This window comes from Pseudomonas sp. Os17, from assembly GCF_001547895.1.
In the GTDB taxonomy this organism is placed as follows: domain Bacteria; phylum Pseudomonadota; class Gammaproteobacteria; order Pseudomonadales; family Pseudomonadaceae; genus Aquipseudomonas.
In genome coordinates this window covers 5050037-5062547 of sequence record NZ_AP014627.1, presented here as the reverse complement: position 1 = coordinate 5062547, position 12511 = coordinate 5050037, and the positions used below count along the sequence as shown (strand labels likewise).

Genomic DNA, 12511 nt, shown 5'->3' with positions numbered 1-12511 from the left:
CCGCCGCAGGCTCAGCCCAGTGGCAGATGCCGGCTCAACAGGGCGCGCAAGGCCGCCGGTTTAACCGGTTTGGCCAGATAATCCAGCCCCGCCGCGTGCACCTGGGCGACCATCTCCGGACGTCCATCGGCACTGATCACCACGCCAGGCACCGGCTCCCCCAGCTGAGTGCGTAGCCAAGCCATGACGTCGGTGCCGGTTTCGCCATCGTCCAGGTGGTAGTCCACCAGCGCCAATTGTGGACGGATGCCGTCCTTGAGCAGCGCCGCGCACTCCTCGCGGTTGCGCGCGGTCCAGACCTGACACCCCCAGCGCGTCAACAGGCTATTCATGCCGATCAGAATGCTGTCCTCATTGTCCACGCAGAGCACTTGCCCGCCATTGAGCGACTGCCCGTTGAGCTCGGCGGTCTTGCCCGGGGCAATGGCGCTGCTGCGGGCCAGGGGCACGCTGACACTGAAGACGCTGCCCCGACCGGGCCAGGAACGCACCTGCAGAGGGTGGCCGAGCACCCGGCACAGGCCATCGGCAATCGCCAGGCCCAGGCCCAGGCCTTTTTCGGCGCGGGTCTGGTGACTGTCCAGGCGCTTGAACTCCTCGAAGATCACCTGCTGCTTGTCCTGGGGGATGCCCGGTCCACGGTCCCAGACTTCCAGGCTCAATGAGTCGCCGCGACGGCGTACCCCCAGCAGCACCGGCCCCTTGGCGTAGCGGAAGGCGTTGGTGAGGAAGTTCTGCAGGACCCGGCGCAAGAGCTTGCTGTCGCTGTCGACCCGCAAGCGACTGCCGCGCACCCGGAACTGCAGGTTCTGTTCCTGGGCCAGAGCCTTGAACTCCGCTCCCAGGGTGTCAAACAGCTCGTTGAGCACGAAGGGCTTGCGTTCAGGGGTGATCTTGCCGTTCTCCAGGCGCGAGATGTCCAGCAGGTCGCTGATCAGGTCCTCCGCGGAGCGCAGCGAGCTGTCCAGGTGCAGCACCAGTTGCTGGGCTTCGGGCGAGAGTCCGTCGTCCTGATGGGAGAGGGCGGCGGAGAACAGTCTTGCCGCGTTCAGCGGTTGCATCAGGTCGTGACTGACGGCGGCAAGGAAACGGGTCTTGGACTGGTTGGCGGCTTCCGCCGTGCCCTTGGCTTCGGTCAGCGCGGCGTTGAGCTGGGACAGTTCGTGGGTGCGTTCCGCCACTCGCTGCTCCAGGCCTTCGTTGGCCTCGGTGAGGGCCTGCTCGGCCTCGCGGAAGGGGGTGATGTCGGTGAAGCTCATGACGAAGCCGCCGCCGGGCATCGGATTGCCGATCAACTCGATGACCCGGCCGTTGGGGAACAGGCGCTCGGACGTATGGGCCCGTCCCTGGCGCATCCAGTGCAGGCGCCGGGCGACATGGACTTCCGCTTCCCCCGGGCCGCACAGGCCGCGTTCGGCATTGTGGCGAATGATGTCGGCAATCGGCCGGCCGACGCTGATCAGGCCGTCCGGGTAATCGAACAGCTCCAGGTAGCGACGGTTCCAGGCCACCAGTTTCAGCGACTGGTCCACCACGCTGATGCCCTGGGTGATGTTTTCGATCGCCCCTTGCAGCAGGGCACGATTGAACTGCAGCACCTCCGAGGCTTCGTCGGCGATGCGCACCACGTCTTCGAGCTGCATCTCCCGGCCTTCGATCGCGGCCTTGACCACGGCACGGGTCGAGGAGGCGCCAAGAACACCGGCGAGCAGGCGTTCGGTGTGGGCGATCCATTCGCCGTCGGCGTTTTGATTCGGGTTGAAGCCTTTGCCCTGGCGATAGGCGAAGCGAATGAAGCTCTGGCGGGCGCGTTCCTCGCCGACGAAGCGCGCGGCGAGCTTCAGCAGGTCATCGATCTGCACCGCCAGCATGGAGCGCGAGCTGAGGCGGCCGCTGATTTCCTGGCCGATGAAGCGTCCGGCCTGCCAGTGCTCGGAAACCCGGGTGCGGGACAGCACCGAGACCCAGGCGAAGAGGGTGAAGTTGCCGGCCAGGGACAGCACCACGCCCTGGGTCAGGGGCGTGATCGGCAGGTTCAGCGGGTTGCCGTGCAGCCAGGCCAGACCGGGGAAACTGCTCAGGGACCAGCCCAGGCTGTGGGCGGCGATGGGCAGGATCAGGGTGTAGAACCAGATGAAGGTGCCGGCGGCGAGCCCGGCGAACACCCCGCGACGGTTGGCCTGCTTCCAGTACAGCGCGCCGAGCATGGCCGGCGCCAGTTGGGTCACCGCGGCAAAGGCGATCTGGCCAATGGTCGCCAGGCTTGCGGTGGAGCCCAGCAGGCGATAGCTGACATAGGCCAGCAGCAGGATGACCACGATGCTGACCCGGCGGACCGAGAGCATCCAGTGGCGGAACACTTCAAAGGGCCGCTCGGCATTCTTGTGGCGCAGCAGCCAGGGCAGCAGCATGTCGTTGGACACCATGGTCGACAGCGCCACGCTGGCCACGATCACCATGCCGGTGGCGGCCGAAGCGCCGCCGATGAACGCCAGCAGGGCCAGGGACGGATGGGCCTGGGCCAGGGGCAGGCTGATGACGAACGAGTCCGGCAGCACGCTGCTGGGCAGGAGCATCTGTCCGGCCAGGGCAATGGGCACCACAAACAGCGCCGCCAGGGCCAAATAGGCCGGGAACACCCATTTGGCCAGGCGCAGGTCCTGGGGTTCGATGTTCTCCACCACAGTGACGTGGAACTGCCGTGGCAGGCAGATGATCGCCATCATCGCCACCCCGGTCTGGACCACCATCGATGGCCAGTTGATGGTTTCCTTCCAGTATTGCTCCAGGCGCGGCGCCAGCATGGCCTGGTTGAACAGGTCGTCGAAACCGTCATACAGACCGAAGGTGACGAAGGCGCCCACGGCGAGAAAGGCGAACAGCTTGACCAGTGACTCGAAGGCAATCGCCAGCACCATGCCGCGGTGGTGCTCGGTGGCATCCAGGTTGCGGGTGCCGAAGACGATGGTGAACAGCGCCAGGATCAGCGACACGATCAGCGCCGTGTCCTGGGCCCGGGTGCCCATGGCATCGGCCCCGGCGCCGATCAGCAGGTTGACTCCGAGGACGATGCCCTTGAGCTGCAGGGCGATGTAGGGCAGCACGCCCACCAGGCAGATCAAGGCCACCACCACCGCCAGGGATTGGGATTTGCCGTAGCGCGCGGCAATGAAGTCGGCAATCGAGGTGATGTTCTCCTGCTTGCTGATCATCACCATCTTCTGCAGCACCCAGGGCGCCAGTACCAGCAGCAGGATCGGGCCCAGGTAGATCGGCAGGAAGGCCCAGAGCTGCTCGGCGGCCTGGCCGACCGCGCCGAAGAAGGTCCAGCTGGTGCAGTAGACGGCCAGCGACAGGCTGTATACCCAGGCCCTGACCCGTGGCGGCAGGGGCGTGCTGCGCCGATCACCGTAGAAAGCGATGGCGAACATGATGGCCATATAGGCCAGGGCAACGGCGGCGATCAGCCCGCTGGACAACGACATGGATACTCCGGAGCAAAGACACCGGGCACCTCAGCCCGGCCAGACAGTCTGGCACGATGTGTCGTTGGCGTCAGTGTCGACCAAGGTATCAGCGCGGTCTGATGTCGCAGGGCCGGGCCGCCGTATCCGCAGGCTAGGGCAGGAGGGCCAGCTCGATCAGGGCGTGCAGTTCCGGCACCGACAGCGGGGTGGCGGAGAACAGGATGCGGAACACCGTCGGGGCCACGATCAGGTTCAGCAGGCGGTCGATGTCCGGCAGGCGTTCTTCACTGTCCCGATAGCGTTCGAGGATGGTCTGCAGTTGAGCGCTGAGGATCGTCACGCAATAGCCTGGCGTGGCGCTGCTCTGCACGTCGCGCATCATGTTGCGCCCGGGTTCCGAGCTCATTTCATCCAGGTACTGCTCGGCCCAGGCGCGCAGGTCGCCTCGCAGGCTGCCGGTGTTCGCCGGTTCGCTGTCCGGACGCATGCGCGCCAGGGCGACATCGGCCAGCAGCGCCGAGAGGTCGCCCCAGCGCCGATAGATGGTCGACGGGGTGACACCGGCGCGAGTGGCAATTTGTGGCACGGTCAGGGTCGAACGCTCCTGTTCTTCAAGGAGTTCGCGAACCGCCGTATGGATCGATTCCTGAACCCGGGCGCTGCGGCCGCCGGGGCGTAAAGCTTCTTTAATGGCCATGGGGTCGAACCTTAACACAAAGAATTTGCTTTAAGCCCTGGCCGGTAGCACACTGCGCAAAAGCAAAATATTAGCTTTAGTGGAGCGTGCTCATGTCCGGTGCAATCAATGCTTGTGGGGCCAGCCGTCGCAGTCTGGTGTTTCTGGCCCTTACCCTGCTGAGTTTCCTGGCGGCGTCCAGCGTGCCGACACCGCTGTATCACCTGTATCAGGAGTCCCTGCATTTTTCTCCGGCGGTGTTGACCCTGGTGTTCGGGGTTTATGCCCTGAGCCTGTTGGCAGCGTTGTTGACCGTGGGTTCGCTGTCGGACTACCTGGGACGGCGGCCGGTGATTTTTGTCGCCCTGCTGCTCAATTGCCTGGCGATGCTGCTGTTCATCAATGAAAGCGGGGTGCAATGGTTGATTGCCGCGCGCGTGATGCAGGGCTTTGCCACCGGCATGGCCACCAGTGTGCTCGGCGCCGCGCTGCTGGATGTCGATCGTCGCCAGGGCCCGCTGGTCAACAGTGTGGCGCCCCTGCTGGGCATGGCCTGCGGCGCGATGGGGGCCAGCCTGCTGGTGGAGTTCGCACCCCTGCCGCTGCAGCTCAGTTACTGGCTGCTGTTGGGGGTGTTCGGCGTTCAGGCCCTGTATGTCTGGCGCTTGCCGGAAAGTGTCAGCGCGCAACCCGGCGCCTGGGCCTCGCTGCGCCCGAGGCTGCATGTGCCGCCGCAAGCACGTCGGGCTTTATGGCTGGCGTTGCCGGTGGATGTGGCGGTGTGGGCGGTGGGCGGTTTCTATCTGTCCCTGGCGCCATCGCTGGTTCGCGCCGCCACCGGCTCCACTTCGAACCTGATCGGCGGTGCCATGGTGGCGGTCCTGACCCTCAGTGGTGCGGTGATGATCTTTTCCTTGCGCCAGCGTCCGGCCGACAAGGTCCTGCGCTTGGGGGCCGGGTTGCTGGCGCTGGGGGTGATGCTGCTGCTCGGGGCCGTGCACAGTGCCAGCCTGACAGTGTTTTTTGTCGGCACCCTGGTGCTGGGCGGCGGCTTTGGTGCCGGTTTTCTCGGCGCGTTGCGCAGCGTGGTGCCGCTGGCCTTGCCCCATGAGCGCGCGGGCCTGATGTCGGCGTTTTATGTCTTGAGTTACCTGGCGTTCTGCCTGCCGGCCTTGCTGGCGGGAAACCTGACCCGTCGCTTCGGCCTGATTGCCACCACCGATGGTTACGGTGCGCTGCTGATCCTGTTGTCCCTCGGCGCGCTTCTGGTGCTGGTGCGTCGTCCCCTGCAGCCCTGTGCGGCGCCGGGAGCCTGAGCAAATGCTCGATTGCCCGGCAGTAGGCTTGATGGTCCATGGGCCGGTTTGCCCTGGGGGGCTGAGTGCAGGTGCGTCGGTTGGCGAAAGGGTCGCCCACGTTCACTATGGGCGCCTGTTCCCTGTTCCCTGTTGCCATGGAGTGCCTTATGTCCCCTGAGCCTGATCATCGGTTGTTCGACCGGCTGGCGCATCGCTGGTGTTTCACCTTACCGGTAACGGTCCGCCGCGCGGGTCGCTCAGCGTCCTGGGTGCCAGGGAGGTCGGCATGAAGGTCATTCGCAGCGCAGACTTTACCGGCGAGCGGGCCTGGGCGGCCCTGGACATCGCCAACATGAACGGCATCACCACGCGCCTGCACTGGACTGACCAGCCTTACCGCTGGCACGTCAATGACGGTGAGGAGGTATTCGTGGTGCTGGGTGGCCAGGTGCAGATGCGTTATCGCCTTGAAGGGCTGGAGCAGTCAGTGCTGCTGGAGGTGGGCGACATTTTTTATGCCGACCTGGGGACCGAACATGTGGCTCATCCTCAGGGTGTTGCCAGGGTGTTGGTGATCGAATCCGCGGGTAGCGTCTAGTTATATATCTGCAAAATAGATAACAGATAGAGAAATTACCCGTTATATAGATATTCGATTCGGTTCTACCATGGACTCCACCTCATCAGAGGACAGGAGACACGCCATGCCATGCACCCACAGCATCAAAACCGGCCGCCGGCCCTTGAGTCATCTGCAACACCCGCGCGAAGCCATTCGTCAGTTCACTCCCAACTGGTTCGCCGCCACCATGGGCACCGGAGTTCTGGCCCTGGCGCTGGCCCAATGGCCGGCCCCGGTGCCGGGCCTGCATCAGGTGGCCGAAGGCTTCTGGTGGTTGACCATCGTCCTGTTCTTGCTCTTTACCGCGATGTACACCGCACGCTGGGTGCTGTTCTTCGATGAGGCGCGGCGGATCTTTGCTCACTCAACGGTATCGATGTTTTTCGGCACCATTCCCATGGGGCTGGCAACCCTCATCAACGGCTTGCTGCTGTTCGGCATTCCACGCTGGGGTGAGGCGGCGGTGCATCTGGCGCAAGTGTTGTGGTGGCTGGATGTGGCCATGTCCCTGGCTTGCGGGGTGTTGATCCCCTACATGATGTTCACTCGGCAGGAGCACAGCATCGATCAGATGACCGCCGTCTGGTTGCTGCCGGTGGTGGCGGCCGAAGTGGCAGCGGCCAGCGGTGGCTTGCTGGCGCCGCATCTGGCGGATGCCCATGCCCAGTGGGTAGTGCTCAGTACCAGTTACGTGTTGTGGGCTTTCTCGCTGCCGGTGGCCTTCAGCATCCTGACCATCCTGCTACTGCGCATGGCCTTGCACAAATTGCCCCACGAAAGCATGGCCGCCTCCAGCTGGCTGGCCCTGGGGCCGATCGGCACCGGCGCGTTGGGCATGCTGGTGCTGGGCGGCGACGCGCCGGCGATCTTTGCTGCCAATGGCCTGCCAGGCGTCGGTGAGATTGCCGCCGGCCTGGGGCTGGTGGCGGGCCTGACCCTTTGGGGTTTTGGCCTGTGGTGGATGTTGATGGCCGTGCTGATCACCCGCCGTTACCTGCGTGAGGGCATTCCCTTCAACCTCGGCTGGTGGGGCTTTACCTTCCCGCTGGGGGTGTATTCGCTGGCGACCCTGAAGCTGGGCAGTACCTTGCACCTGGGCTTCTTCAGTTTGTTTGGCGCGGTGCTGGTGGCGGCATTGGCGGTGATGTGGCTGATCGTGGCCAAGCGCACGCTGCAGGGCGCCTATAAGGGAGAGTTGTTTGTTTCGCCGTGCATTGCGGGCTTGGGGAAATAATCGCCAAAGATAGGTAAGGTTGTGGCCTGGATCGATATTCGACATTCCAATAACAGTATCCACGCCACTCAGGGACATGGACGATGAGTCACCCTTCGCAGTTCACCTTGCTCCGCAAGCGGCGGTTCCTGCCGTTTTTCATCACGCAATCCCTCGGCGCGTTCAACGACAACATCTTCAAGCAGTCGTTGATTCTGGCCATTCTCTACAAGCTGAGCATCGAGGGGGATCGCTCGATCTGGGTCAACCTGTGTGCCTTGCTGTTCATCCTGCCGTTCTTTCTGTTTTCTGCCCTGGCCGGGCAGTTTGGCGAGAAGTTCGCCAAGGACGCGTTGATCCGCCTGATCAAGCTGGGGGAGATCGCGATCATGGTGGTGGGGGCGGTGGGTTTCGCCTTCGATCACCTGTCGCTGATGCTGGTGGCGCTGTTCGCCATGGGGACTCACTCGGCGCTGTTCGGGCCGGTGAAGTACTCGATCCTGCCCCAGGCCCTGCACGAGGAGGAACTGGTGGGCGGCAACGGCCTGGTGGAAATGGGGACTTTTCTGGCGATCCTGGCAGGCACCATTGGCGCCGGGATCATGATGTCCTCGGCGCATTACGCGCCGATTGTCTCCAGCGCCATGATCGGTGTCGCGGTGCTGGGCTACCTGGCCAGCCGGGCCATTCCCCGGGCGGCCGCTGCGACCCCGGACCTGCGCTTGAACTGGAACATCTTCAGCCAGTCCTGGGCCACCTTGCGCCTGGGCCTGGGGCAGACTCCGGCTGTGTCGCGCTCCATTGTCGGCAATTCCTGGTTCTGGTTTGTCGGGGCGATCTATCTGACCCAGATTCCGGCCTATGCCAAGGAGTGGATGCACGGTGACGAGACGGTGGTGACCCTGATTCTCACCGTGTTCTCGGTGGGTATCGCGGTGGGTTCGATGCTGTGCGAGAAGCTCTCGGGGCGCAAGGTCGAGATCGGCCTGGTGCCGTTCGGCTCATTTGGCCTGACGGTGTTCGGTCTGTTGCTGTGGTGGCATTCCGGCGGAATTCCGCAGAGCGCCAGCGGACATGGCTGGCTCGAAGTCCTGGGCTTTGCCCACGCCTGGTGGGTGCTGTTCGACGTGCTGGGCCTGGGGGTCTTCGGTGGCTTCTATATAGTGCCGCTGTATGCGCTGATCCAGTCACGCACTCCGGAGAACGAACGGGCTCGGGTGATCGCCGCCAACAACATTCTCAATGCGTTGTTCATGGTGGTTTCGGCGCTGGTTTCCATCGTCATGCTGAGCATGGTCGAGCTGACCATTCCTCATCTGTTCCTGGTGGTGTCGCTGCTCAATATCGCGGTCAACGTCTACATCTTCAAAGTGGTGCCGGAATTCAGCATGCGCTTCATGATCTGGCTGCTCAGCCATTCCATGTACCGTGTCGAGCATCGCAACCTGGAGCAGATCCCCGATGAAGGGGCGGCGTTGCTGGTGTGCAACCACGTGTCGTTCGTCGATGCCTTGTTGATTGGCGGCGCTGTACGTCGGCCGATTCGCTTCGTGATGTATTACAAGATCTACAACCTGCCCGTGCTGAACTTTATCTTCCGCACCGCCGGGACCATTCCTATCGCCGCACGGCATGAGGACCTGGAGATCTACGAAAAGGCCTTCAAGCGGATTGCCCAGTACCTGCGCGATGGTGAGCTGGTGTGCATTTTCCCCGAGGGCAAGCTGACGGCCGATGGCGAGATCAATGAGTTCAAGGGCGGGCTGACGCGGATTCTCGAAGAAACCCCGGTGCCGGTGATTCCCATGGCCCTGCAAGGCTTGTGGGGCAGTTTCTTCAGCCGCGATCCGAGCAAGGGCTTCTTTCATCGCATCTGGTCGCGAGTGACCCTGGTGGCCGGGCCGGCGGTGGCGGTGGAAACGGCGGAGCCGGCGTACTTGCAGACCCTGGTGGCGCAGTTGCGCGGCCCGCGGCGCTAGTTTCTGCCGGATACAAAAACGCCCGCAATGCTGCGGGCGTTTTCATGTCTGCGGGGTGGCGGTCAGCTGGCGCTGACTTTCAAGCCCACCAGGCCGGCGATGATCAGCGCCACGCTGGCCAGGCGCACCAAGGCCATGGATTCGCCGAACAGGATGATCCCGGCGATGACCGTGCCGATGGCACCCACTCCGGTCCAGATGGCGTAGGCGGTGCCCAGGGGCAGCTCCTTCATGGCCAGGCCGAGCAGGCCCAGGCTGATGGCCATGGCGAGGATGGTCAGGGCGGTGGGCAACGGACGGCTGAAACCGTCGGTGTACTTCAGGCCGACGGCCCAGCCTACTTCGAACAAACCGGCAAACAACAAAATGATCCAGGACATGCTGACCTCATCGGTGGATGGGGTCGTCCCCAGAATGAATCACTCGATCGAGTGGCGAGGTCGTCCTCGCGTTGCGCAGTATACTGCCCAGTTTTGTTTGGGCGATCAGTTTTTCCGCTCAGTCGCTGAGCTGTTTTGTTTCCAGTTTTTGCTCGCTTTCGTCATTCATGCGGCGGAAGTAGGTAGAGAGCAGCGCCCCGGAAATATTGTGCCAGACGCTGAACAAGGCGCTGGGCACCGCCGCCAGGGGCGAAAAATGGGCGCTGGCCAGGGCGGCCCCCAGGCCGGAGTTCTGCATGCCGACTTCCAGGGCCAGGGATTTGCGCTGGGCCAGGGGCAGTTTGAAGAGTCGGCCGGTGAAATAGCCCAACAGGTAGCCGAAGCTGTTGTGCAGCATCACCACCGCCATGATCAGCAGTCCGGACTCGGCGATTTTTGCCTGGCTGGCCGCCACCACGGCGGTGACGATGATGACGATGCTGACCACCGACACCAGCGGCAACACCTCCACCGCGTGCTGCACCCGCTGGCCCAACAGGCGTTGGGCCAGGACGCCGAGCACGATCGGCAGCAGCACCACCTGCAGGATCGACCAGAACAGCTCCATGAACGACACCGGTAGCCAGGCCGAGGCCAGCAACCAGATCAGCGCCGGGGTCAGCAGCGGGGCGAGCAGGGTGGTCACCGCGGCAATCGCTACCGACAGCGCCAGGTCGCCCCGGGCCAGCCAGGTCATGACGTTGGAGGAGGTGCCGCTTGGGCAGCAGCCGACTAGAATCACTCCGACGGCGATTTCCGGCGGCAGGTGAAATGCCTGGCAGAGCACCCAGGCCACGCCCGGCATGATCACGAAATGCGCCACGACTCCCAGGGCCACGCGCCAGGGATGCCGCGCCACTTCGGCGAAGTCTTCGAGTTTCAGGGTCAGGCCCATGCCGAACATCACCAGGCCCAGTAGCGGCACGATGGCGCCCTTGAGGCCGATGAACCAGCCGGGTTGGAAGAATGCCAGGACGGCGAAGATCAGTACCCAGTAAGCGAAGGTGTTGCCGACAAAGCGGCTGAGTGCAGCCAGTGCGCGCATGACCTGTTCCTTGTTATGTGAAAACGCCACCGAAGGCGGTGGCGTCTGGTGCGGAGCGGCTATCCGGACAAGGCGTCAGATGCCTTGCGGAATCTCCTCGCCGCCCAGGGCTTCGAACAGCGCCGGCAGGAAGTCGCCGAAGGTCAGCATCATCAGGGTGAAGCTGGCGTCCTGCTGGCCGAGGGCTTCATCGCCACCGTCCTGTTCTGCCTGGTCCTGCAGCAGGTCTTCGAACTTCAGGCGCTTGACCACCATCTTGTCGTCGAGCATGAAGGACAGCTTGTCCTGCCAGGCCAGGGACAGTTGAGTGACCACCTTGCCGGTGCTCAGGTGCAGCTGGATTTCCTCGCCGGTCAGGTCCTGGCGCTTGCAACGCACAATGCCGCCGTCCTCGTGGGTGTCGCGCAGCTCGCATTCGTCGAGCACGAAGAAGTCGTCGGCGGCTTTCTGTGTCTTGACCCAGTCGGTCATGATTGCGCTCGGGGCGATCTTCACGGTCAGCGGACGTACTGGCAGGGTGCCGAGGACTTCACGCAGGGTGGAGAGCAGGTCTTCGGCGCGCTTTGGGCTGGCCGAGTTGACCAGGATCAGACCCTGTTTCGGGGCGATGGCGGCGAAAGTCGAAGAGCGACGGATAAAGGCACGGGGCAGGAACGCCTGGATGATTTCATCCTTGATCTGGTCGCGCTCCTTCTTGTAGACCTTGCGCATCTGTTCGGCTTCGATCTCTTCGACCTTTTCCTTCACCGCGTCGCGCACCACGCTGCCAGGCAGGATGCGTTCTTCCTTGCGCGCGGCCACCAGCATGAAGTCCTGGCTGACGTGAACCAGCGGGGCATCTTCACCTTTGCCGAAAGGGGCGACGAAACCGTAAGTGGTCAACTCCTGGCTTGCACAGGGGCGCGCCAGTTTGGTCGCCAGTGCAGTTTCCAGCGCCTCAGCATCAAAAGGCAGATCTTGGGTCAGGCGATAGATCAGCAGGTTTTTGAACCACATGGGGTGAATCTCTCCTTTATACAAAGGAGGGCATTATTCTCTTCGCTGCTGCTCAGGCCAACCCTTCGCTAAGCCTTTGGAAGGCCTGAAAAAATTATTATAAAAAGTGCTTGCCAGAGTACGGACTGCTCCGTAGAATGCGCGCCACACCGAACGTGAAGGGTGATTAGCTCAGCTGGGAGAGCGTCTGCCTTACAAGCAGAATGTCGGCGGTTCGATCCCGTCATCACCCACCATTCGCATTCAGTGTTACGCGCAGCGGTAGTTCAGTCGGTTAGAATACCGGCCTGTCACGCCGGGGGTCGCGGGTTCGAGTCCCGTCCGCTGCGCCATATTCGGTAACCTGGAACACTGAACGCCAGGTCACCACAGAAAGCCCGCTAACGCGGGCTTTTTGCTGTAAAGAGTTGGCGGGTAGCGCGGCAAATCATGGGAATTCAGATTTTTTTGATTAATTTATCAATTAAATCAACACTTTAAGAATTTCTGTGGCATAATGCGCCCCGCAACGAAGGTAAAGGGTGATTAGCTCAGCTGGGAGAGCGTCTGCCTTACAAGCAGAATGTCGGCGGTTCGATCCCGTCATCACCCACCACTTACTTTCAACGCTACGCGCAGCGGTAGTTCAGTCGGTTAGAATACCGGCCTGTCACGCCGGGGGTCGCGGGTTCGAGTCCCGTCCGCTGCGCCATATTCGGTAACTTGGAACACTGAACGCCAAGTCACCACAGAAAGCCCGCTAACGCGGGCTTTTTGCTGTCTGGGATTTGGTTTGGTGCAGATCCTGTGCGAAAAA

General features: G+C 62.8%; 9 protein-coding genes and 4 tRNA genes. 8 read left to right on the top strand and 5 right to left on the bottom strand.

Features of this window, described 5'->3' with window-relative positions:
• Positions 1–11 precede the first annotated feature (11 nt).
• Positions 12–3485, bottom strand: a complete 3474-nt coding sequence (locus POS17_RS22090; protein ID WP_060840526.1) for a hybrid sensor histidine kinase/response regulator — start codon at positions 3483–3485, stop codon at positions 12–14.
• Between the two features lie 133 nt (positions 3486–3618).
• Entirely contained in the window at positions 3619–4164 is a 546-nt protein-coding gene (locus tag POS17_RS22085) for a TetR/AcrR family transcriptional regulator (RefSeq protein WP_060840525.1), read from the bottom strand.
• Between the two features lie 92 nt (positions 4165–4256).
• Here POS17_RS22085 and POS17_RS22080 point away from each other — a divergent pair, with 92 nt between their 5' ends.
• From POS17_RS22080 to POS17_RS22065, 4 genes are all read left to right on the top strand, one after another.
• Positions 4257–5459 (top strand): MFS transporter, encoded by a 1203-nt coding sequence (locus POS17_RS22080; RefSeq protein ID WP_060840524.1) that lies wholly within the window; start codon positions 4257–4259, stop codon positions 5457–5459.
• A gap of 268 nt (positions 5460–5727) precedes the next feature.
• Complete coding sequence (locus tag POS17_RS22075; protein WP_060840523.1) at positions 5728–6039, top strand: cupin domain-containing protein; 312 nt, start codon at positions 5728–5730, stop codon at positions 6037–6039.
• A 106-nt stretch (positions 6040–6145) separates the two neighbouring features.
• The gene (locus tag POS17_RS22070) at positions 6146–7297 is read left to right on the top strand and encodes a TDT family transporter (RefSeq protein WP_060840522.1); all 1152 of its coding nucleotides are present in this window, start codon (positions 6146–6148) and stop codon (positions 7295–7297) included.
• 83 nt (positions 7298–7380) lie between these two features.
• Positions 7381–9255 carry an MFS transporter gene (locus POS17_RS22065; protein ID WP_060840521.1) on the top strand — a complete coding sequence of 625 codons (1875 nt, stop codon included), beginning with the start codon at positions 7381–7383 and terminating at the stop codon, positions 9253–9255.
• 62 nt (positions 9256–9317) lie between these two features.
• Here the strand turns inward: POS17_RS22065 and sugE are convergent, their stop codons facing one another.
• From sugE to rdgC, 3 genes are all read right to left on the bottom strand, one after another.
• Positions 9318–9635 (bottom strand): quaternary ammonium compound efflux SMR transporter SugE, encoded by a 318-nt coding sequence (sugE, locus tag POS17_RS22060; protein WP_016967450.1) that lies wholly within the window; start codon positions 9633–9635, stop codon positions 9318–9320.
• A 118-nt stretch (positions 9636–9753) separates the two neighbouring features.
• On the bottom strand, positions 9754–10719 hold the full coding sequence (locus POS17_RS22055; protein ID WP_060840520.1) for a bile acid:sodium symporter family protein: 966 nt from the start codon (positions 10717–10719) through the stop codon (positions 9754–9756).
• Positions 10720–10794: 75 nt separating this feature from the next.
• The gene (gene rdgC / locus POS17_RS22050) at positions 10795–11715 is read right to left on the bottom strand and encodes a recombination-associated protein RdgC (protein WP_016967448.1); all 921 of its coding nucleotides are present in this window, start codon (positions 11713–11715) and stop codon (positions 10795–10797) included.
• A 160-nt stretch (positions 11716–11875) separates the two neighbouring features.
• Between rdgC and POS17_RS22045 the strand changes: the two genes are divergently transcribed.
• The 4 genes from POS17_RS22045 (at position 11876) to POS17_RS22030 (ending at position 12406) form a co-directional block, all read left to right on the top strand.
• Positions 11876–11951: transfer RNA gene (locus tag POS17_RS22045), tRNA-Val, on the top strand.
• 19 nt (positions 11952–11970) lie between these two features.
• Positions 11971–12047, top strand: a tRNA-Asp gene (locus POS17_RS22040).
• A 187-nt stretch (positions 12048–12234) separates the two neighbouring features.
• Positions 12235–12310, top strand: a tRNA-Val gene (locus POS17_RS22035).
• A 19-nt stretch (positions 12311–12329) separates the two neighbouring features.
• Positions 12330–12406, top strand: a tRNA-Asp gene (locus POS17_RS22030).
• The last annotated feature ends 105 nt before the right edge of the window (positions 12407–12511 follow it).

Coding starts and splice junctions, on each gene's coding strand:
- POS17_RS22080 (WP_060840524.1), top strand. CDS start 4,257: ATGTCCGGTGCAATCAATGCTTGTGGGGCCAGCCGTCGCAGTCTGGTG.
- POS17_RS22065 (WP_060840521.1), top strand. CDS start 7,381: ATGAGTCACCCTTCGCAGTTCACCTTGCTCCGCAAGCGGCGGTTCCTG.
- POS17_RS22090 (WP_060840526.1), bottom strand. CDS start 3,485: ATGTCGTTGTCCAGCGGGCTGATCGCCGCCGTTGCCCTGGCCTATATG.
- POS17_RS22085 (WP_060840525.1), bottom strand. CDS start 4,164: ATGGCCATTAAAGAAGCTTTACGCCCCGGCGGCCGCAGCGCCCGGGTT.
- sugE (WP_016967450.1), bottom strand. CDS start 9,635: ATGTCCTGGATCATTTTGTTGTTTGCCGGTTTGTTCGAAGTAGGCTGG.
- POS17_RS22055 (WP_060840520.1), bottom strand. CDS start 10,719: ATGCGCGCACTGGCTGCACTCAGCCGCTTTGTCGGCAACACCTTCGCT.
- POS17_RS22075 (WP_060840523.1), top strand. CDS start 5,728: ATGAAGGTCATTCGCAGCGCAGACTTTACCGGCGAGCGGGCCTGGGCG.
- POS17_RS22070 (WP_060840522.1), top strand. CDS start 6,146: ATGCCATGCACCCACAGCATCAAAACCGGCCGCCGGCCCTTGAGTCAT.
- rdgC (WP_016967448.1), bottom strand. CDS start 11,715: ATGTGGTTCAAAAACCTGCTGATCTATCGCCTGACCCAAGATCTGCCT.